Origin of the sequence: Mycolicibacterium sp. Y3 (assembly GCF_051188035.1) — a bacterium.
Classification (GTDB): domain Bacteria; phylum Actinomycetota; class Actinomycetes; order Mycobacteriales; family Mycobacteriaceae; genus Mycobacterium; species Mycobacterium fluoranthenivorans.
The window spans coordinates 3,071,689-3,096,935 of record NZ_JAVQLT010000001.1; the positions used below are offsets into that span (position 1 = coordinate 3,071,689).

At 65.1% G+C, this 25,247-nt stretch carries 25 protein-coding genes; 14 read left to right on the forward strand and 11 right to left on the reverse strand.

Going from position 1 to position 25,247, the window contains the following annotated elements; translation table 11 throughout:
• Positions 1 to 1,155, reverse strand: a complete 1,155-nt coding sequence (locus tag QN239_RS14865) for a CaiB/BaiF CoA transferase family protein (RefSeq protein WP_499011422.1) — start codon at positions 1,153 to 1,155, stop codon at positions 1 to 3.
• Positions 1,156 to 1,199: 44 nt separating this feature from the next.
• Positions 1,200 to 2,285: a phosphotransferase gene (locus QN239_RS14870; RefSeq protein WP_499011423.1), complete on the reverse strand. Its 1,086-nt coding sequence runs from the start codon at positions 2,283 to 2,285 to the stop codon at positions 1,200 to 1,202.
• A gap of 322 nt (positions 2,286 to 2,607) precedes the next feature.
• On the opposite strand from QN239_RS14870, the gene QN239_RS14875 reads away from it, so the two are divergent.
• The 9 genes from QN239_RS14875 to QN239_RS14915 all read left to right on the forward strand — a co-directional run bounded on the left by QN239_RS14875 (position 2,608) and on the right by QN239_RS14915 (position 12,007).
• Positions 2,608 to 3,318, forward strand: a complete 711-nt coding sequence (locus QN239_RS14875; protein ID WP_499011425.1) for a hypothetical protein — start codon at positions 2,608 to 2,610, stop codon at positions 3,316 to 3,318.
• Positions 3,319 to 3,540: 222 nt separating this feature from the next.
• Entirely contained in the window at positions 3,541 to 3,945 is a 405-nt protein-coding gene (locus tag QN239_RS14880; protein WP_090364189.1) for an SCP2 sterol-binding domain-containing protein, read from the forward strand.
• Between the two features lie 3 nt (positions 3,946 to 3,948).
• The gene (locus QN239_RS14885; protein WP_499011427.1) at positions 3,949 to 5,484 is read left to right on the forward strand and encodes an acyl-CoA synthetase; all 1,536 of its coding nucleotides are present in this window, start codon (positions 3,949 to 3,951) and stop codon (positions 5,482 to 5,484) included.
• Positions 5,484 to 6,743, forward strand: coding sequence for a cytochrome P450 (locus QN239_RS14890; protein ID WP_090364192.1), 1,260 nt, complete (start codon positions 5,484 to 5,486; stop codon positions 6,741 to 6,743). Before QN239_RS14885 ends, QN239_RS14890 begins: the two co-directional genes overlap by 1 nt.
• A 13-nt stretch (positions 6,744 to 6,756) precedes the next feature.
• The gene (locus QN239_RS14895; protein WP_090364194.1) at positions 6,757 to 7,548 is read left to right on the forward strand and encodes a coniferyl-alcohol dehydrogenase; all 792 of its coding nucleotides are present in this window, start codon (positions 6,757 to 6,759) and stop codon (positions 7,546 to 7,548) included.
• Between the two features lie 7 nt (positions 7,549 to 7,555).
• The gene (locus QN239_RS14900; RefSeq protein ID WP_499011429.1) at positions 7,556 to 8,956 is read left to right on the forward strand and encodes an aldehyde dehydrogenase family protein; all 1,401 of its coding nucleotides are present in this window, start codon (positions 7,556 to 7,558) and stop codon (positions 8,954 to 8,956) included.
• Positions 8,956 to 9,141, forward strand: a complete 186-nt coding sequence (locus QN239_RS14905) for a ferredoxin (protein ID WP_499011432.1) — start codon at positions 8,956 to 8,958, stop codon at positions 9,139 to 9,141. The genes QN239_RS14900 and QN239_RS14905 overlap by 1 nt, the downstream gene beginning before the upstream one ends.
• A gap of 74 nt (positions 9,142 to 9,215) precedes the next feature.
• Positions 9,216 to 10,808, forward strand: a complete 1,593-nt coding sequence (locus QN239_RS14910) for an FAD-dependent oxidoreductase (RefSeq protein WP_499011434.1) — start codon at positions 9,216 to 9,218, stop codon at positions 10,806 to 10,808.
• An 11-nt stretch (positions 10,809 to 10,819) separates the two neighbouring features.
• Entirely contained in the window at positions 10,820 to 12,007 is a 1,188-nt protein-coding gene (locus QN239_RS14915) for an acetyl-CoA hydrolase/transferase C-terminal domain-containing protein (RefSeq protein ID WP_499011436.1), read from the forward strand.
• A gap of 80 nt (positions 12,008 to 12,087) precedes the next feature.
• Here QN239_RS14915 and QN239_RS14920 read toward each other — a convergent pair whose 3' ends face one another.
• The 6 genes from QN239_RS14920 to QN239_RS14945 form a co-directional block, all read right to left on the reverse strand.
• Positions 12,088 to 13,404 carry a cytochrome P450 gene (locus QN239_RS14920; RefSeq protein ID WP_499011438.1) on the reverse strand — a complete coding sequence of 439 codons (1,317 nt, stop codon included), beginning with the start codon at positions 13,402 to 13,404 and terminating at the stop codon, positions 12,088 to 12,090.
• Positions 13,405 to 13,557: 153 nt separating this feature from the next.
• Positions 13,558 to 14,709 carry an acyl-CoA dehydrogenase family protein gene (locus QN239_RS14925; RefSeq protein ID WP_187095937.1) on the reverse strand — a complete coding sequence of 384 codons (1,152 nt, stop codon included), beginning with the start codon at positions 14,707 to 14,709 and terminating at the stop codon, positions 13,558 to 13,560.
• Positions 14,710 to 14,712: 3 nt separating this feature from the next.
• Entirely contained in the window at positions 14,713 to 15,864 is a 1,152-nt protein-coding gene (locus QN239_RS14930) for an acetyl-CoA C-acetyltransferase (RefSeq protein WP_090364202.1), read from the reverse strand.
• Positions 15,865 to 15,938: 74 nt separating this feature from the next.
• Positions 15,939 to 16,589 (reverse strand): TetR/AcrR family transcriptional regulator, encoded by a 651-nt coding sequence (locus tag QN239_RS14935; protein ID WP_090364224.1) that lies wholly within the window; start codon positions 16,587 to 16,589, stop codon positions 15,939 to 15,941.
• A gap of 55 nt (positions 16,590 to 16,644) precedes the next feature.
• A complete protein-coding gene (locus QN239_RS14940) occupies positions 16,645 to 18,060 on the reverse strand; it encodes a phosphotransferase (protein WP_499011441.1) in 1,416 nt (471 codons plus the stop codon).
• Positions 18,061 to 18,067: 7 nt separating this feature from the next.
• Positions 18,068 to 19,222, reverse strand: coding sequence for an acyl-CoA dehydrogenase family protein (locus tag QN239_RS14945; RefSeq protein ID WP_499011443.1), 1,155 nt, complete (start codon positions 19,220 to 19,222; stop codon positions 18,068 to 18,070).
• A gap of 158 nt (positions 19,223 to 19,380) precedes the next feature.
• Between QN239_RS14945 and QN239_RS14950 the strand changes: the two genes are divergently transcribed.
• From QN239_RS14950 to QN239_RS14965, 4 genes are all read left to right on the forward strand, one after another.
• Positions 19,381 to 19,989, forward strand: a complete 609-nt coding sequence (locus QN239_RS14950; RefSeq protein WP_499011449.1) for a cytochrome c oxidase subunit 3 — start codon at positions 19,381 to 19,383, stop codon at positions 19,987 to 19,989.
• Complete coding sequence (locus QN239_RS14955; RefSeq protein ID WP_499011452.1) at positions 19,989 to 20,258, forward strand: cytochrome C oxidase subunit IV family protein; 270 nt, start codon at positions 19,989 to 19,991, stop codon at positions 20,256 to 20,258. The genes QN239_RS14950 and QN239_RS14955 overlap by 1 nt, the downstream gene beginning before the upstream one ends.
• Before the next feature lie 67 nt (positions 20,259 to 20,325).
• Positions 20,326 to 21,615 (forward strand): protoporphyrinogen/coproporphyrinogen oxidase, encoded by a 1,290-nt coding sequence (locus tag QN239_RS14960; RefSeq protein ID WP_499011454.1) that lies wholly within the window; start codon positions 20,326 to 20,328, stop codon positions 21,613 to 21,615.
• Positions 21,616 to 21,860: 245 nt separating this feature from the next.
• Positions 21,861 to 22,562, forward strand: coding sequence for a PaaI family thioesterase (locus tag QN239_RS14965; protein WP_499011456.1), 702 nt, complete (start codon positions 21,861 to 21,863; stop codon positions 22,560 to 22,562).
• Between the two features lie 7 nt (positions 22,563 to 22,569).
• Here the strand turns inward: QN239_RS14965 and QN239_RS14970 are convergent, their stop codons facing one another.
• The 3 genes from QN239_RS14970 to QN239_RS14980 all read right to left on the reverse strand — a co-directional run bounded on the left by QN239_RS14970 (position 22,570) and on the right by QN239_RS14980 (position 24,322).
• On the reverse strand, positions 22,570 to 23,346 hold the full coding sequence (locus QN239_RS14970) for a maleylpyruvate isomerase family mycothiol-dependent enzyme (RefSeq protein ID WP_499011458.1): 777 nt from the start codon (positions 23,344 to 23,346) through the stop codon (positions 22,570 to 22,572).
• 9 nt (positions 23,347 to 23,355) lie between these two features.
• A complete protein-coding gene (locus tag QN239_RS14975; RefSeq protein WP_499016801.1) occupies positions 23,356 to 23,796 on the reverse strand; it encodes a CAP domain-containing protein in 441 nt (146 codons plus the stop codon).
• 94 nt (positions 23,797 to 23,890) lie between these two features.
• Positions 23,891 to 24,322 carry a DUF732 domain-containing protein gene (locus tag QN239_RS14980; RefSeq protein ID WP_499011460.1) on the reverse strand — a complete coding sequence of 144 codons (432 nt, stop codon included), beginning with the start codon at positions 24,320 to 24,322 and terminating at the stop codon, positions 23,891 to 23,893.
• 188 nt (positions 24,323 to 24,510) lie between these two features.
• Here QN239_RS14980 and QN239_RS14985 point away from each other — a divergent pair, with 188 nt between their 5' ends.
• On the forward strand, positions 24,511 to 25,173 hold the full coding sequence (locus QN239_RS14985; protein ID WP_499011462.1) for a TetR/AcrR family transcriptional regulator: 663 nt from the start codon (positions 24,511 to 24,513) through the stop codon (positions 25,171 to 25,173).
• The last annotated feature ends 74 nt before the right edge of the window (positions 25,174 to 25,247 follow it).

Consider the following 25,247-nt stretch of genomic DNA (forward strand, 5'->3'; position numbering starts at 1 on the left):
CTACTGCGGTGCTGACGCTGCGCCGTCGGCCAGGAGTGGGGCCGGATCGATACCCCATTCCGACAGTACGGCCGCGGTGTGCTGACCAGGCCGCGGCGGGGCCGACTGCGGTGGGACGGTCAGGCCGTCGAACCGCGGCGCCGGTGCGGCCTGGAGCACGCCGTTGTCGGCCGTGAGAGTGCCGCGCGCCGCGATGTGTGGGTGGTCCTTGGCTTCCTGCATGCTCAGCACGGGGGAGACGCAGGCATCACTCGTGCCGAAGATCTCGGTCCACTCGCGCTGAGTACGGGTGGCGAACGCCGCCGCGATGCGAGCGCGGGTCGCCGGCCAGGTGGCGCGGTCGTTCTGCTGGCCGACCTCGACGTCGGTCAAGCCCAGACCCGACAACAGGAGTGCGTAGAACTTGGCCTCGATGGCCCCGACCGCCATGTGCCGGTCATCGCCGGTGCGGTAGATGGCGTAGTACGGAGCGCCGCCGTCGAGCATGTTCACCCCACGCTCGTCGCGCCACGCCCCGGCATTCAGCATGGCGTGCGTCCCGGTGAGTAGGTGCGCGGCACCGTCGACGATCGCGGCGTCGACGACGCGCCCCCGGCCGGTACGGGCGGCATCCCAGAGCGCGGCGAGCACACCCATCACGAGGTAGGCGCCGCCGCCGCCGAAATCGCCGACCAGGTTGACCGGGATCTGCGGTGGGCCGCCGGCATCCCCGATCGCGTGCAGCGCACCGGTCAGCGCGATGTAGCCGATGTCGTGGCCGGCAACTCGCGCCAGCGGACCGTCCTGTCCCCACCCGGTCATGCGGCCGTAGACAAGTGCCGGATTGCGTTGCTGACACTCTTGCGGCCCGATCCCGAGCCGTTCGGCGACGCCAGGTCGATGACCCTCGATGAGGATGTCCGCACGTTCGACCATCTTCAGTACGGCGTCGACGGCACTGTCGTGCGTGAGATCGAGGCACACCGACCGCTTCCCGCGATTCAGGAGATCCCGGGTCGGTTCGCCCGGGAAGACCCCCAACCCGCCGGGCCGTTCGATCCTGATGACATCGGCTCCCATACCGGCCAACGTCATACCGGCATAGGGGCCTGGGCCCATCCCGCCGATCTCGAGGACTTTCACACCGTCGAGCGGCGCCGAACGGGAATCTGACATCGATCGTTCTTTCTGTTGGGCCGGACCGCCCCGGTCGGGCTCGGTCACCCGGTCACTGCGGTGAGTGCGGTGAAGCTGTCGTTGTCCACGATCTGCTGTGCCACCCGGCGGGCCATCGCACCGAACATGGCATCACCTCGTTCGGTACTCGCCACACCCAGCGAGACGGGAACCGTCAGCACCAGACCGTAGAGGGCGTGTGCCCGGTATTCGAGCCAGCAGCGGTCGGCGTCGTAGCCGGTGACGCCGGCGGAAAGCAACCGCCGGTGGTACTCACCGACGAGGGCGCGCTCGTGCGCCACGCGATCGGCCTCAGCCAACGACGTGCCCAGGAGGTAGGACACGTCGATCACACCCGGGGCGGCGGCGACGCTCTGCCAGTCGACGACGGCGATCCGGGTCCGTCCGTCCTGGGCGTCGAACAACAGATTGTCGAGCCGAAAATCGCCGTGCCACAACGTCCGGTGCTCGCTCAGCGTCGCGAGCCAGGCCGGTATCTCGCGGCCGAGGCGATGCAACACATCCACGTGTTCGGGCTTGAGGTAGCTGCCGAATCGCTGCAGCCACGGGTCGACGATCTCCGGTAGCGCGCCGGCCAGTGCGTTCCACACGTGCTCGACAGGCAGCCAGGACTGCTCGGTCAATGTGGCGTGACCCCAGGATCCGGCGTGCAGAGCGGCGGCCTGGCCCAGCGCCGAGTCCGCCTGATCCGGGGTGCAGCCACCGATCTGTTCCACGGTCCGGGCCGGGCCCATGTCTTCCAACAGCAGCAGGAAGTCGTGGTGGTCATCGGTGATCTGGGCCGAGAAGCAGTCGGGTGCCCGCACGTCGGTCAGGTCGGCGAGGTGTTGGTAGAACAGCACTTCGCGCTGGTAGGCGCCCGTCGCCGCACCCATCTGGCGGCTGTCGGGATCGGTGCTCGACATCTTGGCGATCACCGTGTCCGGGGCGCCATCTGGTCGGATCGTGTACTCCAGTGTCAACCGGTAGCTGTTCGCCATCTGGCCGGTGCCGACCGGAGCGGATTCGAGCGAGGCGATAGAGAGATCTGTCCATCCCGTGCGCTGTGACAACAGCTCGGTCACGGCTTCCGGGGTGACCTCCGCGATCGTGTACGGGATCGACGACATGGCAGATTCCTTCGTGTTCAACGGATCATCCGGTGGCGGAGGATGAGGGATTCGCGCCAGGCGGGTGTGGTGGCATGACCCTGCTCGGCCGGCGTGACACGGATCACGCACGCGCCACCGACGGTAGGTGGCCATCGCGACGTGCGTCAAGACCAGGGGTCGGTGTTTTCTATTTGCAAGTCAATTCTCTCCTCGCTGTCACCGGTATCGGGTATCGATTGGCGGCGGCGACGTCCGAGTTGTCTCCGACCCTTGTGTGTGCGCCCTCACAAGCCCTATCTTCTAATGAAGAATAAAATTTATCGGCAGATGGGTGTTTGTCATGTCACGTCGTATCCAGCTCATCTGTGCCTGGTGTGGGCCCGCAACCGTGATCGTTGCGCTGTGCGGCTGGCTCATCGCCGGCGTCTTGCCGATCCCGCTGGGGTCCTCCAGTACGACCGAGCAGGTGGTGAGCTTCTACGCCAACGACACCCGGGTGCTGTGTGGCCTGGTGATCGCGCAACTCGGCATCTGTCTGGTGTTTCCGTTGATCGGGCTGATCGGCTACCGCATGCTGCGGATCGAGGGGCGACACCCGATCCTCACCTTCGTCCAGCTGGTCACGGGTGCGGCCACCGGTGTCCTTCTCCTGTTGCCGATGCTGCTGATGGCCGTCATCGCGTTTCGTCCGGACCGCAACCCGGAGCTGACGGTCACGCTCAACGACATCTCCTGGTTGTTGTTCATCACGCCCATTGCGCCGTTCATCATCCAGAACATCGCCATCGGTACGGCGATTCTGCGCGATCCGCGTGCGACGCTGCCCCGCTGGGTGGGCTACATGAACTTCTGGATTGCCGCGTCGTTCATCCCCGACCCGCTGGCCTTCTTCTTCCACAGCGGGCCGTTCTCGTGGCGAGGTGTGTTCATCTTCTGGCTGGCGCTGACCACCTATGCCGTTTTCCTCGTCGGCATGGGCCTGGTCATGCGGGCGGCAGCCTTGAAGGACGTCGACCCGGAGGAATCGCCGAGTCGGGCGGTGCCCGCCTGAGGGCGGGGAATCCCCAGGGAATGTGCTCAAAGGATCTGTGCGGCAACGTGGTTTCGGCGTGGCGGATCTTTCTTGGGGGGTGGCCTGTGGACGCGGTCCCGGAAGCGTGGCTCACGCCCGCCATAAGTTGACTTATGGCAAAGTTGGTGTGACCATGGTCTCAGCCCTGGGGTGAGTGTGGGCCAACGTAAGTTTTGAATCAAACGTAAATTAAGGAGAACGATGGGGTTCGCCAGTTCGGCCGAGGTCACGAAGTACATCGGCGGCATTTTCGAGGCCGCCTTTGTGGATCCCGAGATCGGCCCCAAGCTCGAAGCCACCGGCCTGGTGGTCGCGTTCGATTTCACCGATCCCGAGGCCGTGGTCCTGATCGATATGGCCAACAAGGTGGTCCACGAAGGCCTCGACGGGGGCCCGGAGCCGATGGCCACCATGTCGATGACCGCCGACACGGGTAGTGCCTACTGGCAGGGCAAAGTGAATCTGCCGTTGGCGATGGCCAAGAAGAAGATCAAGGTCGACGGAAACGTGGCCAGCCTGCTCAAATTGGCGCCGCTCGGCAAGAAGCTCTACCCGTCCTACATCGAACGTCTCAAGGCCGACGGCCGCGACGACCTGCTGGCCTGACCGATGTTCCCGGGAATCCACGCAACATCGGATCCGGAACGTCCGGCCGTGATCATGGCCGAGTCGGGCCGGACGTTGACCTACGGCGAGCTGGAGCGGAGTTCGGCGTCCATCGCCAGCGCTCTGCACGGTATGGGTCTGCGCCGCGGCGACGTGGTCGCGCTGTTATCGGACAACACGGTGGAAGCCTTCGAGGTCTATTGGGCTGCCATTCGTTCAGGTCTGTACATCACCGCGGTGAACTGGCACCTGGCCGCGGACGAGGCGGCCTACATCGTCAGTGATTGCGGCGCGCGTGTGCTGTTCGCCTCGGCGGGGGTGCGGGGCCTGGCCGAAGAGATCGTCGCGCTGACACCCCAGGTTGGCTATCGGTACTCCTACGGTGGCCAGATCGCCGGTCATCAGCCCTACGACGTTCTCATCGACGATCGTTTCGAGGCTCTGCGGGACCAGCCTCGCGGGACCGAGATGCTCTACTCCTCGGGGACGACCGGACGGCCGAAGGGGATCAAACCCGTCCTCTTGGACATTCAGGTCGACGAACCCGGTGATCCTCTGGTGGGCATGCTGGCGCATGCGTTCGGTATCAGTGCCGGCGACCGCTACCTGTCCCCGGCGCCCGTCTACCACGCCGCACCCCTGAAGTGGTGCGGCGGTGTGCACGCCCTGGGCGGCACCGTGGTCTTGATGGAGAAGTTCGACGCGACCGCCGCCTTGACCGCCATCCAGGCCCACCGCATCACCGTGACCCAGATGGTGCCCACCATGTTCATCCGGATGTTGCAGCTGCCCGAGGACGTGCGGCACTCCTTCGACACGTCGACGCTGCGGCTGGCGGTGCACGCCGCCGCGCCGTGCCCACCCGATGTCAAGCAGGCGATGATCGACTGGTGGGGACCGATTCTCGTGGAGTACTACGGCGCCACCGAGGGTCACGGCGTCACCGTCGTGACCACCCCTGAATGGCTGAACAAGCGTGGGTCGGTGGGCCGGGCGGCGCTGGGCACCCTGCACATCTGTGACGACGAGGGCGTCGAACTCGGCCCCGGCGACGTCGGAACCGTCTACTTCGAGCGCGAACAGGCCCCGTTCGAGTACCACAACGACCCGGAAAAGACCTCCAGTGCACGACATCCCGGCCACGACAACTGGTCGACCGTGGGTGACGTGGGATACCTGGACGAAGACGGGTACCTGTTCCTGACCGACCGTAAAGCGTTCATGATCATCTCCGGCGGGGTGAACATCTACCCCCAGGAGATCGAGAACGTGCTGGCGCTGCACCCGAAGGTCTCCGATGTCGCCGTCATCGGTGTTCCGCACCCCGAGATGGGTGAACAGGTCAAGGCCGTCATCGAACTGCGGGACGGCTGGTCGGGCTCCGACGAGCTGGCCGCGGAGCTGATCGACTATGTGCGTGAACGGATCGCGCACTACAAGGCGCCGCGCAGCGTCGACTTCGTCGACGAACTCCCACGGCTGGCGACCGGAAAGCTGGCCAAACGCAAGCTCCAACAACGCTACGCGGAGGCACACTGATGAATACCCAAATGCTCACCACCGCCAGGGAATACGATCCCGTCAGCATCTCCCCGCTGAGCTTCTGGGCCAAGACCGCCGACGAACGCGAGCAGTCGTTCAAGATCCTGCGCGACGAACGACCGCTGAGCTGGCACGCGCCGATCGAAGGCGCGTTGATGGAAGCCGAGATCGACGGCCTCTGGGCGGTGACCCGCAATGAGGACATCGCCTACATCAGCAAGAACCCGCAATTGTTCTGCTCGGGCCAAGGCGTGATGATCGAGGCGGTGCCGGAAGACATTCTGGACGCCGCACAGTCCTTCCTGGCGATGGACGGCAGCCAGCATTCCATCCTGCGCCGGCTGATCAGCTCGGTGTTCACGCCACGCCAGGTGGCCAAGATCCAGGACCAGATCAAGGTCCAGGCGGCGACGATCGTGACCGACCTGCTCAAGACGCGCAGCGGTGACTTCGTGGAGCAGGTGTCCAAGCGGCTGCCCATGTGGACCATCTACGAGATGATCGGGCTGCCTGCGGAATACCGCGATGAGGCGGCGCACAATGCGGACGGCATGGTGTCCTGGGCGGATGCCGATGTGGCCGCCGGACGCGAATCGGGCGAGGTCCTCAACGAATCCCTGGTCGGGCTGCTCACCACGGGGCTCGAACTCGCCGAGCAGCGTCGTGCTCATCCCACATCGGACCTGATGTCGCTGTTGGTGCAGGCCGAGATCGACGGTCGCCGACTCACCGACGAGGAACTCGGCGCGTTCTTCGTGCTGCTCTCGGTGGCCGGCAACGACACCACCCGGAACACCGTGACGCTGACCACGATGGCCCTGCAACAGTTTCCGCATCAGCGCGCGTTGCTGGAACGGGACTTCGACGGCCACATCAAGCGCGGTATCGAGGAGTTCGTGCGCTGGGCAAGTCCGGTCATGACGTTCCGCAGAACCGCCACCCAGGACACCGAACTGTGCGGCCAGTTGGTACGCGAAGGGGAGTGGGTGCTGATGATGTACTCATCGGGCAACCGGGACGAGCGCGCCTTCGCCAATCCACACGAGTTCGATATCACCCGGGAGCCGAACGCACACGTCGGTTTCGGCGGCGGGGGACCCCACTTCTGCATGGGCGCCTTCCTTGCCAAGATGCAGCTGGAGGCCATCTTCCGGGAACTGGTCCATCGCGCGCCCACCTTACGGGTCGGTGACCCCGAATTCTTGACCGGAAACTTCGTGCACGCCGTCAAATCCCTGCCCTACACCCTCGACTGACCGGAGAACCACCATGACCGAGTACTCGGGAAAGCACTACGTCGTCACCGGGGCCGCCTCCGGTATCGGCCACGCCGTCGCCGAGCAGCTGTTGGCTGCCGGAGCCGAAGTGACCAGCCTGGACCGAAATCAGCCGCAGGCCAAGGTCACCCGACATATCGAGGTCGATCTCGCCAACCCGCGCAGTATCGACGCGGCCCTGGAGACCCTCGAGGGGCCCTACGACGGACTGATGAACGTCGCCGGTATTCCGGGGACGGCGCCGGCGGATCTCGTCTTCGCGGTCAACAGCCTGGCTGTGCGCCACCTCAGCGAAGCGTTCTTCGAACGGCTCGTGCCCGGAGGGTCGATCACCATCGTGTCCTCGACCGCCGGCTTCGGCTGGCCGGAGCGGCTCGAGGCGATACGCGACGTGCTGGCCACCGACACCTTCGAGGAGGGCGCCGCCTGGTTCAAGGCCAACCCGCAGCAGGGCAACGCCTACAACTTCTCCAAAGAAGTCAGCACCGTGTACACCCAGTCGATGGGCTTGGCCCTGGCCCAGATGGGATTGCGGATCAACGCGGTTCTCCCGGGCCCGGTGGAGACTCCGATCCTGGTCGACTTCGAGGAGTCGATGGGCAAGGACACCCTGGACGGGGTCAAGGAACTCCTCGGCCGGCACGCAGACCCCGCCGATATCGCCTCGGTGGTGCTCTTCCTGGCCTCCGACGCCGCGCGGTGGGTGAACGGGCAGGCTCTGGCGGTCGACGGCGGCCTCACCGGCGCCGTCAGCACCGGCGTGGTCCCGAAGCCGGAATTCTGAGGCCTCGATGACACTGAAAGCAGTAACCGACACTTCGGGCGCCGCGCACGAATGCACCGCGCTGCCCGATCTGCGGCGCGCGTTCGCGACCGGCCGCACCAAGCCGCTGCGGTGGCGCCTGGACCAGTTGGCAGCCATCGAAGCGCTGTGCGACGAGCAGGAGCCGGCGATCGCCGAGGCCCTGGCCCATGACCTGGGCCGCCCGCCGGTGGAAGCCTGGCTGGGCGACATCGCCTCCACCAAAGGTGAAGCCGCCTATGCGCGAAAGCATCTCAAGAAGTGGATGCGCCGCGACCGACAGCCACTTCCGCTGGCGCAAATGCCCGGCCGAGGCTGGGTGCAGTACGACCCGCTGGGCGTGGTGCTCGTCATCGGGCCGTGGAACTACCCGTTCTATCTCAGTGTCGCTCCGCTGGTCGCCGCGATCTCGGCCGGCAACTGTGCCGTGCTCAAGCCGTCGGAACTCGCACCGGCCACTTCGGAACTGCTGACCGAACTCATTCCCAAATACCTTGACAATCAAGCAATCAGGGTGATCGAGGGGGACGGTGGCACCACGCAGAACTTGATCGCGCAAGGGTTCGATCACGTGTTGTTCACCGGTGGCACCGAGATCGGCCGCAAGATCATGGCGGCCGCGGCCCCCACACTGACGCCCGTGACGCTCGAACTGGGCGGCAAGAGCCCGGTGCTGGTCACTGCCGACGCCGACCTGGATGTCGCGGCGCGCCGCGTCGCGTGGGTCAAACTCATGAACTCCGGCCAGACCTGCATCGCGCCGGATTACGTGCTGGTCGAAGAGGCCGTGGCGGACAGCTTCACCGATAAGGTCATCGCCGCCGTTGCGGCGTTTCGGGCTCAGGAACACACCAGCGGTCTTCGGATCGTCAACCGGCGGCAGTTCGACCGGCTTGCCGGGTTGATCGACACGACCACCGGCACGATCGTCGCCGGCGGTCGTGCAGATGCCGACGCACTGACCATCGAACCGACCGTCATCCGCGATCCGGCGCCTACCGACCCTGTGATGGCGGATGAGATCTTCGGCCCGCTGCTGCCCATCATGAGCGTGGAATCCACCCAGGCCGCCGTCCAGTTCGTGAACTCACGACCCAAACCGCTGGCGCTGTATGTCTTCACCGGCTCGCAGCGGCTGGGCCGCGAACTGATCGACGCCATTCCCTCCGGCGGCGCGGTGATCAACCACATCGCCATGCACTGCCTGGTTCCGCAGCTTCCATTCGGCGGCGTGGGCGCCAGCGGGATGGGGCAGTACCACGGGCGTTGGGGGTTCGAGGCATTGAGCCACCGCCGTGCCGTGTTGGCCAAAACCGCGCGGCCGGACCTGTCGCTCGTCTACCCGCCCTATACGGACCGGGCAGTGAAACTCATGAGAAGGCTGTTCTGATGAATATCCGCGTAGACGGCACCAAATGCTCCGGAATCGGAATGTGTGAGATGACGGCACCGACCGTGTTCGAGGTCGGGGACGACGGTCAGGCACACGTGATCGGCGGCGCGCAAGACGATGCCGCGATGGCGCAAGAAGCCGTGGCGAACTGCCCGACCGGTGCCATCTCGATCGACGGCTGACCGACGTCCGGCACACCGTCGGTGTGCCGTTCCCCGCATTCCTTCGAAAACCACAGGAGAGGTTGCACAAGGCAATGGCCTTCGTCATCACCCAGAACTGTTGCACCGACGCCAGTTGCGTCCCCGTATGTCCTGTGGACTGCATCCGGCCCGTGCCCGATCAGGCCGGCGCGGCCGCACCGATGCTGTACATCGATCCGGCGTCGTGCGTGGACTGTGGTGCGTGCGTCGCGGTGTGTCCTGTCGGGGCGATCTACCACGAGGATGAACTGCCGGAATCTCAGCAACGATTCAAGACGATCAATGCCGACTTCTTCGCCACCGAGCCGTTGGCCATCCGTCCCATCCCGGCGAACTGGACCCCGGCTCCGGTGGGACGAGACACGCTGCGGGTGGCGGTGGTGGGCGCCGGCCCGGCGGCGTGCTACGCCGTGGCCGATCTGGCGCGCACCAACGGAGTTCAGGTGGATGTCTTCGACAGGCTGCCAACACCGTTCGGCCTGGTGCGTTTCGGCGTGGCGCCCGATCATCAACGCACCAAGGACGTCGTGCAGGTCTTCGAGACGGCGCTTGCCAGCCCCAACGTGACGTGCTTCTTCAACGTCGCGGTCGGACAAGACGTCACCCACGACCAGCTGATGGCCAACCATGATGCGGTGATCTATGCGGTGGGCGCCTCCACGACTCGCGAGCTGGGCATCCCCGGGGAGGAGCTGCCGGGCACCATCGGGGCCGCCGAGTTCGTGAACTGGTACAACGGACACCCCGACCATGCCGAGCGGCGATTCGATCTGGCCGGTCCGCGCGTGGTGATCGTCGGCAACGGCAACGTGGCGCTGGATGTGGCGCGGGTATTGGTGATGGACCCGGATCAGTTGGCGGCCACCGATATCGCCGAACACGCTTTGCACCAGCTGGCCGCCGGTGACGTGCGTGAAGTCGTCTTGTTGGGCCGCCGCGGTGCGGCAGACGGCGCGTTCTCGGTGGGGGAGTTGTTGGCGCTCGGTGGGCTACCGGGTGTGGATGTGGTGATCGAGGGAGAGCTCGGAGAGCGGCCCGACGATCACGAGCGTGCCCTGAAATTCGATATCGTCGGTGAGTACGCGCAGCGGCCGAGCACCGCGGGCAACAAGCGGATCGTGCTGCGCTTCGGTACCCGGCCGGTGCGCATCGTCGGCGACGATCGCGTACAGGCCCTGGAAGTGGAGGGCGCCGCGGGCGTCGTCTCGATCGACACGGCGCTGGTGCTGAAGTCCATCGGATATCGCGGCACGCCGATCGAGGGGCTGCCCTTCGACGAGGCCGCCGGTGTCGTTCCCAACGAGGGCGGAAGGGTGATCCGCGACGGTGTCGCGGTACCGGGGGTGTACGTCACCGGTTGGATCAAACGCGGCCCCCGAGGTGTCATCGGCACCAACCGGTTGTGTGCGCGGGAGACCGTCACCAACCTCCTGGCCGATGCCCGGGCCGGTAGCTTGCCGGACCCGGCTTCCCAGACCGGGCTGGATGCCACGGACTTCGCGGCGCACGGCGTGACCGTGGTGGACCTGGCCGGCTGGCGCCGTATCGATGCCGCCGAGCGACAGCTGGGTGCGGCGGCCTCGCGACCCCGGGTCAAGGTCGTCGACCGCAGGGCCCTGCTCACCGCAGCCGGCGTGGGCTCCTAGGAATCGCCGAGGTGTCAACGACGGAACTGCCCGCCCTGCTGCGTCGCGCCGGCGATCGAGATCTCGTCATCGCCCTCGGCGATGGTGTGGGCGCGGCGAACATGCTCGACGACGGCTCCACCGTCGGCGAGGTGCTGAGCACGTACGCGGCCGGTGGCCTCGGCCTCACCTTGGTGTTGGGCTGGAGCCCGGTGGCGCCGCTGGGGATCACCCCGGAGGCCTTTACCCGGATCGTCACCCTCATGCCGGGTTGGGGTGTGCGGACGTTGCTTCCCAGCCCGGTCACCAGTGCGGTGCCGACCAGCATGGCCGCCATCCCCGCACTACTGGGTTCGCATCTGCGTCCGGACGTGCTGCTCACCCGGATGACCCGACGTGACGGCGGCTTTCAGTTCTGCACCGAGGTGTCGTGGCAGCAGACGCTCGTCGACATCGGCGTGCCGGTGTGGGCCGTACTCGACGAAGGGGCGCCGTCGGCGTGCGCCGGAAAACCGGTGGCACCGGAGGCGGTGACGATCATCGGCCGCACCGGCGATAGCCCCGCAGATCTGCCGTCGCGGCCGGCGGAGGCCATCCACGAAGCCCTGGCCGACCGGGTGCTGGACCTCATTCCCGAAGGCGCCCGACTCCAGTGCGGACCCGGTCAGCTCGGTACCGCGCTGCTGCATCGCTGCACCAAGGCACTGGCCATCGACACCGGACTGCTCACCGATGCGGTGATGGACCTGGAACGGCGGGGGCTGCTCATCGGTGAGCCGGCGGCGACCTACCTGTTCGGAGGCGCCGAGCTGTACCGATGGGCCGACGGTCGGCCGATCCTGCGGGGCATCGAACACAGCCACGACGTCACCCGACTGGCCCGGGGTGCGCCGTTCGTCGCGGTCAACACCGCGATCGAGATCGACCCGTTCGGTCAAGTCAACGTCGAGGGCGTCGGCCACAAGGTGGTGGGCGGTATCGGGGGACACCCGGACTACTGCACGGCGGCCCGGATGAACCGATCGGGATTGTCCATCATCGCTGTGCCGGCGCAATTCAACGGCCGCTCAACGCTTGTCGAGGTGTTGAGTCGGCCGGCGTCGACGCCTGCCCACGATGTGGAGGTGATCGTCACCGAGGACGGTCACGTCGATCTGCGTTCGGCCGGGTGGTCGGAACGGCGCCGACTGATCGAGGGGCTCTTCCAGCTCGCGGCCTGATCTGGCCATCCGCCCAGTGCGCCAAGACAATACCTGCGCCTGCCACCGATATCGCATCGGTGGCAGGCGCAGGTTTTCCGTCAGTGCTGGACGGGGCAGCCTGCGCCGGCGTGCATGCGCTTGACGGCGGCCGCGAAGTTGCTCACCAACATGTCGGGGGCGTCCAGTCGGAGATCGGGGAGCCGGTGCAGGATCTGGTCCAGCATGTGCCGGATCTGCATCCTGGCCAAAAATGCGCCCAGGCAGTAGTGCGGCCCCCCACCACCGAAGGCCACATGCTGGTTGGGCTTACGGGAGATGTCGAATGTCCACGGGTCGGTGAAGGCAGTGTCGTCGCGGTTGCCCGATGAGTAGATCATCACCACCCATTCACCCTTGCGGATCTGCCGGCCGCCCAAGACGGTGTCCTGGGTGGCGGTGCGGCGGAAGGTCATCACCGGTGTCACCCACCGCAGTACCTCGTCGATGGCCGCGTCGATGCGGCCCTCGAAGTCCTCCAGCAGGTAGGCCACCTGGTCGGGGTTGTCGACGAACGCCTTCACACCCAGGGACAGGGTCGTGCGTGTGGTGTCGTTGCCGGCGAAGGACATCAGCACGAACATCGAGGCCAGTTCGTCGTCGGTGAGGTCGCGACCGTCCACCTGCGCCGACACCAGGTTGGACCAGATGTCGTCGCGCGGGCAGGCACGGGTGGCTTCGGCGAAGTCCAGGCCGATGCTGAGGTTGCCCACCAACGCGTCGTTCATCACCTCGGCCGCCGTGCGGCCGGCGGCGATATCGGGATCGTTCCAGCCGGCAAGCTCATCGGCGTAGTGGGCCGCCTCTTCCCGGCGGTCCTGCGGCAGCCCCACCATGTCGTAGAAGGTGTGCATGGGCATCTGCTTGCTGACATTCTCGACCCAGTCGCCCTCGCCCTTGGCCAAGAACTCGTCGACGATCGTGGCGGCGCGCTCGCGGATCTGTTCCTCGATACGTTTGACCTGTTTGGGGGTGAACGACGCACTCATCAACCGGCGGAAGGTGAGATGCCGCGGACCGTCCATGGCCAGGAATGACGATGCCGCCTCGAGGAATTCGTCGGGTACATCCTCCAGCTGGATGCCCTGACCTGAGCAGAACAACTCTGGGTGAGTACTGACCTCACGGATCAACTCGTGTGTGGTGACCGCCCAGAAGCCGGGGATCCCCGGCGGTGCCAGGTCGCTTTCGGCGGGCGGTTGCCAGCTCACGGGCGCGCGCTGACGGAGTTCGGCGAACGAGACGTCGCGTTCCTCGGCGGAGAGCGCCCAGAACGCCTTCGGAGAGATGTCGACGGGGTCGAATGGTCGATCTGGGGTATCGGTGGGCGGCGTGTCGGCTGCCTGTTGCGTCACCGAATCCGTTGGGCTGCTGGACACCGTCCACTCCTCATGTCGAATGGTTGAGATATTTCTATTGTAGATTCGAAAATGCTGTCGAGTGGGGAAGTTGACGAAGTCGGGCCGGCGCGGAGCCCTGAACGCAGCTGCGCGGACCGAGTGACACCTCGGCCCGCGCAGCTGGTCACGATTTCAGGACGCGGCGATATCGCGGCCGATGATCTCCTTCATGATCTCGGTCGTGCCGCCGTAGATCGTCTGGATGCGGGTATCGAGATAGGCGCGTGCCACCGGATACTCGAGCATGTACCCGTAACCGCCGTGCAACTGTAAGCACCGGTCGATGACGCGCTTCTGCAATTCGCTCAAATACCACTTGCCCTTGGCGGCATCGACGGGCGTGAGCTCGCCGGCGTTGTAGGCGAGCACACTCCGGTCCGTGTAGGCCTCGGCGATGTCGATCTCGGTGGACATCTCGGCCAGTTCGAACCTGACATGCTGCTTGTCCGTCAGCGGGCCGCCGAACGCCTGACGACTCTGGCAGTACTCGACGGTCATGTTGAAGATCGCGCGGGTGGTGGCCATCGCCTTCGCGGTGACCCCGAGTCGTTCCCGCGGCAGATGGCTCATCAGGTACTGCAGCCCCTTACCTGCTTCGCCCAGCAGATTCTGCGCGGGCACCACTGCATCGCGGAAGTACAGTTCGGAGGTGTCCTGGGCGGGGAGTCCGACCTTGTCGAGCTTGCGGCCACGCTCGAAGCCCGGCGTATCGCGTTCGACGACGAACAGGCTCAGCGCGTTGGAACCACCGTCCGGATTGGTCCGCGCGGCCACCACGACGACATCGGACATGATTCCGCTGGAGATGAACGTCTTCTGGCCGTTGAGGATCCAGTTGTCACCGTCCAGGCGCGCCGTGGTGCGGATGCCTCGCAGATCGCTGCCCGCGCCGGGTTCGGTCATGGCCAGCGCGCCGATCAGCTCGCCTGCGGCGAAACCGGGCAGCCAGCGTGCCTTCTGCTCGTCGTTGGTCAGATCGAGCAGATAGTGCAGGACCAGGTCATCCTGGAGGCTGACCGTCAGGCCGAACGACAGTGCGTTGATCCTGGCGATCTCCTCGCAGACCACCATGCGGTATCGGTAGTCGGCCTCGCTGGCCCCGCCGTACTCCTCGGGGATCTGCAGCGCGTAGATACCGGACTTGGCAGCGCGGGCGAAGACCGAACGGTCGATCCAGCGGTCGCGATCCCAATCATGCTGATGGGGAACGACTTCTCTGGCCAGGAACTCGCGAACGGTCTCGCGGTAGGCCTCGTGGTCGGCCTCGTAGAGGGAACGCTTCATCGCCTACAGCCGTTCGATGATCGTGACGTTGGCCTGGCCGCCGCCTTCGCACATGGTCTGCAGGCCGAACCGGCCCCCGGTGCGCTCCAACTCGTGCAGCATGGACGTCATCAGTCGCGCGCCGGTGCAGCCGATCGGGTGCCCCAGGGCAATCGCCCCGCCATTGGGATTGACCTTCGCGGGATCGGCCCCCAGCTCGGCCAGCCAGGCCAACACCACGGGAGCGAAAGCCTCGTTGATCTCGACGGTATCGATATCGTCGATGGACATGCCGGCGCGCTTGAGCGCGTGCTGGGTGGCCGGGATCGGCGCCGTCAGCATCATCACCGGATCCGCGCCACGGACCGAGATGTGATGGATGCGGGCGCGAGGGGTCAAGCCGAACCGGTCGACGGCGGCCTTCGAAGCCACCAGTAGTGCTGCGGCGCCGTCGGAGATCTGGCTGGCGACAGCGGCCGTCAGGACGCCCCCTTCGACGAGGGTCGGCAGCCCCGCCATCTTCTCCAACGAAGTGTCGGCACGCGGTCCCTCGTCCACGCTGATCCCCGCGAACTCGGTGATCTCGCGGGTGAAGCGGCCCTCCGCGATCGCGGCGAGCGCGCGCTGGTGACTGGCCAGCGCAAAACGCTCGTTGTCTTCACGGCTGAGCTTCCACTGCTCCGCGATCATCTCCGCGCCACGGAACTGGGAGATCTCCTGGTCGCCGTAGCGGGCCCGCCAGCCTTCGCAACCCGTCCACGGATCGGTCGATCCGAACGGCTCGCCGGCGCCGAAAGCGCTCAGGATCGGGTACTGACTCATCTTCTGGACGCCACCGGCCACGATGAGATCGGAGGTGCCGCTCATGACCGCTTGGGCCGCGAAATGCACTGCCTGCTGGGCGGATCCGCACTGGCGATCGATGGTCACGCCGGGCACCGATTCCGGAAGCCCGGCAGCCAGGGCGGCGGTGCGTGCGATATCGCCGGCCTGGGATCCGATGTTGTCCAGACACCCCAGGATGACGTCGTCGATGGCGGCCGGATCGATGTCGTGACGGTTGACGACGGTCTTGATCACATGCGCGGCCATATCGGCCGGATGTGACCCCGCGAAACCACCCTTGCGGCGGCCCACTGCGGTTCGAGTTGCGTCAACGATATAAGCCTCAGTCATGGAAAATAATTTAACATAGAATCAAAAATACTGTAAACCGGATTCCGCGCCGGGCAGTGGTGCCAGGGGGCGGATCAGCGGCGCCGTGTGGTGCGTTGCTTCTTGGGAACCGGGCTCAGGCTGTGTTTCACGAAAACCTGTGCGTTGGACACCATTGTCTCGACCGAGCCGCGCCGCGGATGCCACCACTCGGCAGTCCAGTTGAGGGCGCCCAGAACCAAGGCCTGGGCGAGTGGAGGGTTCAGGTCGTCACGGATCTGGCCTTCGGCTGCGGCGTCTTTCATCAACCCGCGCCAGATCCGGTCGTAGGCGGCCTCTTCCTTCTTCTGCCTAGTCTTCAGGTGCACGGGGATCTGCCCGGAATTGCGGATCGATGCCCGCGCATAGTCGGACAACTCGAGCTCATGGCGCAGATGTGATTCGACCGCAGTCATGATGCGGTCCATGGGTGCCGTGTCCGGCGGCAGCGCGTCAAGAGCGTCCTGGAGATAGGTGCGCAGGTCGCTGATCCCGCAGAACATGACCTCTTCGATGAGGTCTTCGCGCGATTTGAAGTAGTAATAGATCGCGGGGGCACGGAGTTCGGCTTGGTCGGCGATATCGGTCAACCGGGTGCCCGCGTAGCCCTTGACGCTGAGCACCTGGGCGGCGGCGTTGAGGATGCGCGTGCGCGTCCGTTGCGCTTTGGTGTCGCTGGACTCGGGTGCTGGCAGTTTCGCGGGCATGGCTCGATGATAGGAGCGCCACCCCGTCATGTCCTACGGCGCGGGAGGTGGAGTCTCATTTCGTCGGTATCGCCGCCCAATCGATGCGCTGTACCCGGAATTCGCGGACGTCGCGCATCCCGGGCTCGATGAGGTCGATCTGCCGGCGTAGACGCCGGGCCAGCAAGCGGGCGACCTCGGTCTCACGGGTGGCCCCGTGCTGTCGAACGAAGTCCTCCAGTTCCTCATCGGTCTGTCGCCAGTCCCGCGGCGCGAAGCCGAGCAGTTCGTCGGCCTCGACTTGGTCCAGTGCGTCCACGTAGGACATCGCCTGCGCGCTGCGCTGTAGCCCGGGGAGCAGGTCTCTGACCACCCGGAGGCGGAATCCCGCGTGGTCGTCGAGGTTCTCGTCGGCCAACATGTCGTCGACGATTCGCTGGACGGCCAGGTGAGCCGGATCGTTGCGGATGGTCGGATACGTCAGCGCCGGAGGCGGGTCGAGCTCAAAGCCGCTCTCCTCGGCGATGATCTCCAGACACAGCGTCAGCGACATCAACGACCACGCCTGCCACTGGGCGAGATCGAACTCGGCCGGCGGGTTTGCGCGGGTGCCCGCCGAGAGCATCGCGGTGAGCAAGGCGAAGCGGACCGCGTGAAAGTTCACCACAGCGCGATCGATCGGCCGGCCGCTCTCGTTCGCGTAGAACGTGTAGGCATGGGTCAGGTCGCCGATGGGTTGGGCGGTGTCGCGCATCCGCATCGCACCGAGGTCGGCCATCGGATCGCCCAGACAAGAGAACTCGACATCCATCAACGCGGTGACGTGTTCCTCGGCATGGAGGAACTGGCCTGCGTCGAAATGGATCCAGGACACCTCATGCCGGTGCGCCGGAACATGGCGATGAAGCCAGGCGACGATGAATTCGATGACAGGGTCGGGGGCGGGCTTGACTTCGCGGTACCACTTCTCGGACAGCCCGAACCCCATGTATCCGATGTCCTGAGGTGAGGATGGCTTGGACAGGCCGATCGCCTCGAACGGACCGGTGTCGAGCCGATGAGCGGCAACGAGCCGGCGGACGTAGTCGGCGATGACCAGGTCGCGGACCCGTGGGTCGTCGCGTTCGTCGAATCGATCCCGCCCATCGACCGAGGCCATCAGAATCGCCTCGGGTTCCTCGCAGAACGCCAGGGGAGCGGGCACCGTGACACCTTCGTCGTGCAGCACCCGCATGATGTCGTACTCGCGTCGAAGTGAGAGCGTCCGCGTCCAGGGCATGGCTTCTTCGCGCTGACAACGTGCGTAGAGCCGGCGCATCTCGCCATCGATCTCCACGGTGAGAAACCACGCCGGTCGCCAGCGGGCCTGCCGTTTCCATTCCAGGATTCGACCACCGGTCGTATGCTCGACCCAGGCGAACAGCGTCGGCCAGGGCGCCTCCAGTCCGTCCCAGCGAGCGTCGGTGCTGCGTTCGATCGTCCTGTCGGTCACGGCGTCGTCAGAGTCCGCCGCGGGCGACCAGTTGTGCGGCGATGACGTTGCGTTGGATCTCGTTGGTGCCTTCCCCGACGATCATCAACGGGGCATCCCGGAAATACCGTTCCACGTCGTACTCGGTGGAATACCCGTACCCACCATGAATGCGCACCGCGTTCAACGCGATCTCCATCGCGACCTCGGACGCGAACAGCTTCGCCATCCCGGCCTCCATATCGCAGCGCTGCCCACTGTCATACATGCGCGCGGCATACCAGGTCAGCTGCCGCGCCGCGGTCAACTTGGTGGCCATATCGGCCAGATAATTCCCGATCGACTGATGCTTCCAGATCGGCTGACCGAAACTCTCCCGCGCCTGGGCATAAGCCAACGAATCCTCCAACGCCGCCGTGGCCACCCCCAACGCCCGCGACGCCACCTGGATCCGCCCGGTCTCCAACCCCTTCATCATCTGCGCGAAACCCCGACCCGGCTGCGCCCCCAGAATCGCCGATGAGCTGATCCGGTACCCATCAAAAGCCAACTCACACGACTCCACCCCCTTGTACCCCAACTTGGGCAGATCCCGCGACACCGTCAAACCCGGCCCATGCTCCACCAACACAATCGAGATACCCCGATGCTTCGGGGACGCGGACGGATCGGTCTTACACAACAACGCGATCAGATCCGAACGCCGCGCATTCGAAATCCACGTCTTGGCCCCGGAGATCACCAGATCCTCACCATCAGCTTTCGCCACGGTGCTCATCGCCTGCAGATCCGAACCCCCACCGGGCTCGGTCAACGCCATCGTCGCGCGTACCTCCCCGGACGCCATCCTCGGCAGATACGCCTGCTTCTGCTCCTCGGTACCGAACAACGTGAGCAGTTTGGCCACCACGGTGTGCCCGCCCATCGCCCCGGCCAGACTCATCCACCCCCGCGCCAACTCCTGAGTCACCTGCGCATAACACGGCATCGACACCGGACTGCCCCCAAAAGCCTCCGGCACCGCCAACCCGAAAATCCCGATCTGCTTCATCTGCTCGATCCACCGCTCGGGATAACTATTCGCGTGCTCCACCTCCAGCACAGTGGGCTTGACCTCACGATCAACAAAAGCCCGCACCGTCTGGACCAGAAACGCCTCTTCATCACTGAGCTGATTGAGCATGGCACGCACCTTACCCTCGTTTTTATTTCATGTTAAATTATTGCCGATCGGCCCGCATCGACGACGAAGGGGTGCCCGACAGTGAAAACCAGGACGCCTGCCACCGGCAGCGACCACGACGAGGCTGACCGAAGCGCAGTGGTATTGGCCCGGGTGCGATGACGTCGGCGCGAATGCGGCCCACCGACGCCACGGCGGAAGCGGAGAAACCCGAGCGGCGGCTGCCGGCCGAGGAGGGCGTCTGGGTCTTCCTCTTCGGCGATATGACAGTGTTCGCAGTGTTATTCGGCGTATTCCTGTACTACCGCGGCCAAGATCCCGGGCTTTACAACGACTCCCAGCTCGCACTGAACCAGACTTTCGGAGTGTTCAACACGCTGGTGCTGTTGACCAGCTCACTGCTGGTGGTCACGGCGGTCCGCGCGGTCCGCAAGAACGCCCACCAGCTGGCCCGCCGGCTGATCTTCGGTGCCATGGCCTGTGGTGGGATCTTTGTGGTCAACAAGGCCATCGAATACGGCGTGAAGATCTCCCACGATCTGGTGCCCACAACCAATCAATTCTTCATGTACTTCTACGTGATGACCGGGTTGCACCTGTTCCACGTCGCCATCGGTCTGGCGCTACTCGGGTTTATGGCCAAGCTGACGCGGAAGCCGGTCCTGGTGGGCCGCGAGCGGGATTATCTCGAAGGCGCGGCGTGCTTCTGGCATATGGTCGATCTGCTGTGGATCGTCATCTTCCCACTCCTCTACCTGGTGAAATGATGCTGACAACACTTCTGCGCGACCGTATCACCGTGGTGTGGTTTGCTCTGATCGCAGCGACGCTGGCGTCCTGGATTCTGGGTGTCGGGCACGAGCTGCCGCAGCGTTACGCGGCCATCAGCATCATCGTGATCGCCTTCACCAAGGTGCATTTCGTAGGTAGGTACTTCATGGAGATCCGCGAAGCGCCGGTTGCGCTGAAGGCGGTCTTCGGTGTGTGGAATGTGGTGGTGGGTGCGGTGTTGATCGGTCTGTATCTGTTGGCGTAATCCGCTGACGGAATCGATTCTGCCGGAACGACATATCACGACATATTCGAGGTCGAGAGGGAAATGCATGTTTGCGGTAGTGGGCGGGGGAGCTGCGGGCAGCGCGGCGGCGTCTGTGCTGACGCGGGCCGGGCATGATGTGGTTCTCTTCGAGGCTTCGGACAATCTCGGCGGCCGCACCCGGACCGTGCAACGCGATGGCTTCGGTGTCGAACTGGGCGCGATTTACATGCTCAACTCGTATGCGCGGTGTATCGAACTGCTGGCGCACAGTGGAACCAAGGACCTGCTGAAACCCTGGTCACCCCTTGCCGGTCTGTGGGACGGCGACACCCTACATCCCATCCGGTATGACTACGCACCGTCGTTTTTCAAGCTTCCGATGTTGTCGGTCCGCGACAAGGCGCGCCTGGTGCTGCGAGCAGTCCTGGCGATTGCCGGGCCTGCGCCAGATCCCTTCGAAACCGACAGCCTTGCGGATTTCGACCGGGGCGAGGATATGGAGACGTGGGCGCGGGCCAGGCTGGGCGACAACGCGTTCGAATATTTCGTTCGTCCCTTGATCGAGCCGTCGTTCGGCACCGACTGCCGCGACCTTTCCGTGCCATACCTGCAGGGCATCATGAAGCGGGCGCACCGCGCCAAGTTCTTCCTGCCTCGTGACGGTATGGGCAGTGTGTGTGCCGCATTGACGAGAAATGTCGACGTGCGCCTTGGGGTCGAGGTGGTGGCGGTGGATCTCGACGGTGCCGAGGTGGTGGTATCCACCGCGCAGGGCGAGACGTCGCGTGTCGACGGGGTGATCGTCGCCACGGACGCTGCGCGTGCAGCCGGTCTCCTCGAGTCCGGTCTGGGGGCCACGGAGGTGCAGGCGCTCAGATCTGCCCCGTATGCGTCGATGGCCCATGTCAATCTGCGGTGGGTGAGAAATCCCTGGCCCGCAAACGAATTCGAGATGCTTCTGCCGATCGGCGCCGGACCTCGTCCGTTGTTGGGCACCATCGTGAAGACTTCGGCGACATCGCAGTTGGTACCGGCCGGCGGGTGTATGACGAACTCGTACTTTTCCAGCGCGGCCACCCGAGAACTCACCGACGACGAGTTGATCGAGACTGCGCTGCGCCATGTCAGCGAAACCCTGGGCAAGGGATTCCCGGATCCGGTCGCAGAGGTCTTCGGAATCGAGCGTGCGCTGGCAATCTGTCCGCCGGGGCACTATCGCGCCATGCAAGAACTCCGGAACAAGATGCCGGCACGCATCGGCATTGCCGGGGACTACCTGGCGCACCTGGGTGTGGAGACCGCGGTGGTCAGCGGTGAGCGTGCCGCCCGGCGTCTTCTCGGAGAGCCGGTGTAACCACCGGCCGCCGTCGCCCGCAATTCTGTTGTATCTCAGTACCTATCACCCTTCATTGAGGATGCCCCTTGGTTGATCACCGCCACCTGCCAACCAGTGTCGAGGCTCGCACGCAGTGGTGCACGATCGACGATCCGGGATCGGTCGAAGCGCGCTTCGGACTTCGGGACTGTGCGCCGACTGCGTCGGGAAACCGCTGTGCTTACGTCGTCCCTTCCTGGGCGTGCGACGCCCAGGGGCGGCCGTTGGCCGGCGCGCTGATGGTGTTGGCCGACCATATCCTCGGTGAGCTGCCGTACATGCGCCGCCCGCCCGACACCTGGTCCTTGACCGCCGAGCTGACGCTGGATGTGATCGGTGAACTTCCCGTCGGCGGTCATCTGTTCGCGGAGGCGGTCGAGGTCGTCCAGGGGACGGAGGCATTCGTGCAGTGCCGAATCACCACCGGTGCCGGGGATCTGGTCGCAGTGGGAACGACGCGCACGGTGTTCTTCGCGGCCACCGCACAGGATCCCGTGGTCGTCACGGAGGCTGCGTCGAGTGTCGGCACGGGTGCGGTCAGTATCGAGGCGGTGCTCGGTATCGACGTTCACCACCTCGCCGAGGGCGTACAGATTTCGCTGGCCGAACCCGGAAACTGGGTCAACGGATTCGGGATCATGCACGGCGGGGTGTCGGCCTGTGTCACCGAACTGGCGGCGGCCGCGGCGGTCGGCGCCCGAAACCCCGCTCTGGCAACGGCACACGTGCACACCAACTACTTACGGCCCGTCGTGGCCGATGCGCCCTTCGTCGCAGTCGCCCGACTCCACCACATCGGACGGTCCTCGGCGGTGGTCGAGGTGTCGGGGCGCGGCGGTCGGGGTGAACTGTGCACGGTGTCCACGGTGACGGCGCGGCTTCCACCTGTCACCAGGCGCACGGGCGACGAACTCGACGCCTTTTAGCAGCCTGTCATACCACGTTCAGCTGGTCCAGGAATCGGCTGCCGTAGTCGTGATCGCCGATGATCGACACGTCGCGTTCGCGCCAGGGAACCCGCGTGGTTCCCCATTCCGGGAACTCGATCGCCGTGGCCTCGACGATCACCTCGGCGTGTCCATTGCCCCGCACGATGGTTCCGCATGGCCGCACCGTCCAGACACCACCGCCGATACCCCGCAGTGTCAGTGTGACCGGCTTGTCCATCCACGGAGCCGACGTTCGGATCTGATTGGACAGCACCGCCAACATCCACTCGATGACGACGTCCATCCGGTTGGCATCCGTACCGGGATCCGGTAAGTCCAGGGCAGGCAGGATGTCGTGCCGAAGGTGGGCGTGGTGGTCGAAGGTGAGGGCCCCCGCCGGCAGGATCCGGAGGGGGAAGCGGCCCAGCTCCGCGAGCCTGATCGGCACGAATGCCATTGGGGTGCGGGACAATGCGCCTGCCACCTGGATGACACGTGCGCTCCAGATGCGGTACTCGTCGAGCACCTGCGCGGGAGACCAACCGCGGCGCACGTCCACCATTTCGTCGTTGGTGGACTCGATGTCACGGCTGAAGAGCATTCGTGGAGCGGCAGCGGTGAACATGGCGTGACAGCCAGATCCCATGTGGGCGAGGACGTCCTGCACGGTCCATCCGGTTGCCCGGCTCGGGGCGCGCCAGTGCTCTTCGGTGAAGCTTTCGCACAGCGTCAACAGCGCGGTGCGTTCGTCGCGGAGCGCGGCAACTCGATTGATCTTCACGGCTGACCGTCAGGCGGGATGGCCGTAGAGTGCGACAACCACCGTGCGGTCCAGGCTGTTCTCCGACCAGACCCCCATCTGAGTGTTGGCACAGTTCTGCATGATGGCCAGGGCGCCCGGGTCGTAGTACCACTGGTTGATCAACTCGATGCCGCTCATGGCCAGGGCCGGGTTGATGGCGACCGTCTGCTGCACCACGCCGTGGTATCCCGCTGTGTCTGCACGTGTTTGGGGTGTGGAGCCGTCCGATCCGAGATCACCGCCGAGTTCGCGGTTGTTGAGGACATCGCGGGCATGCCATTGCGCGGCCAGTTGCAACTGAGGGTTCGCCACCACATTGTTCGTACACCCGGCCTGATGCTGCACGGTATACACATCGGCGATGACGCTGTTGTTGAACCGACGATTGTCGGCGTGCGCCGGTGCTGCGGCAGCGGTAGCCACGGCCATCGCCAACCCGATCACGGTTGCTGCGCGGCGGGGCGTGCCGGCGGTGCGGTACCGGCCGTGTTCGTTGACCGATTGGGGCGATGACGGCACTGACCTACTCCGATTCAAGGTGGTAGCCGGCGGCCGAGTGTCTCAGCTGCCAGATGGCGGCGGGGCACAGTTCATTGGCTGCCTGAGTGATGAGGTAGGACGCTTGATATTCGTCTGATGTCCCGAGATCGCGTTTGACGTCTGCCATGATCGACGGGTATCCCGTGCCGGACCGCAGTTGGTCGCACACACCGTTGCCGTAGGCCAAGGCCGCCTGGGCGTCGGGGAACCCGTAGCCAGGTCGCACCGTGACGTTGACCAGATACGCCACCGCGTCGGCGTGCGCGACGACGGGTGAGCTCCAGACTGCCGCTCCGCCGAGGGCGGCGCCGGCAAGAGTCAGGGCAAGTCGAGCCGACGTGCGCCGGTGCAGTGCTCGACAGCGCGCGATGGGCACGTGAGCGACCATACCCGCACCGGATGTTGTGGAGATCACGCGTCAACTGTGCGCAACGGATGTGCTGAGGTCAAGCATTTTTTATTATAAATTAAGCATCCGGTCGTCTGTGGTGTCGACGTGGTAGCTCGCGCGCGAGGGCGCACCGGACACGCCATGGTGGCGGTGTGCGGCGTGAATCGTGATAGGCCTGCGTGAGCTCGCCGTTTCAGCCGTATCATGAGTGGATGCCCAGGCAAAGCTCCCGGCTGCCCGTTGACGCTGACGAGGCGGTTTCCGGTCAACCGGTGCCGGAATCTAAATCGGCGTTGACGCGCTCGCGGATCTTGGATGCCGCCGCTCGTGTCCTTTCCGAGCACGGATACGCCGGATTGCGGCTCACCGATGTGGCGGCCGAGGCCGAGCTGCAGGCGCCGGCGATCTACTACTACTTCCCGTCCCGCGACGAACTGATCGAAGAGGTCATGTGGGCGGGTATCGCCGATATGAGGGCTCACGTCTCGGCCATCCTCGACGAGGTCCCAGATGGGACTGCTCCGCTGGAGAAGCTCCTGATCGCCGTCGAGGCGCACCTGAGGCACGAACTTGAGATCTCGCACTACACCACCGCCGCGATTCGCAACGCCGGGCAGGTTCCCCAAGAGATTCGAAAGCGCCAGGTCCTGGAGGAAGAGCGGTACGGCGAGATCTGGCGCAGGCTGATCAACGACGTGGCCCGCGAAGGGGTGCTGCGGCCGGAACTGGACCTGTATATCGCCCAGATGTTGGTGCTCGGCGCACTGAATTGGGCTGTGGAATGGTGGAATCCGCGACGTGGATCGATAGAAGCGGTGGTCGCCAATGCGCAATCGGTCATCCGTCATGGGCTTGCGGAGACATCCACCAGCTAGGGCGTGCGTTCTCGACAGCGCCTCCAGGTGAGTGTGCGCTGAGGGCGACGGCTGCGCGGAGACGTGTGAAGCCG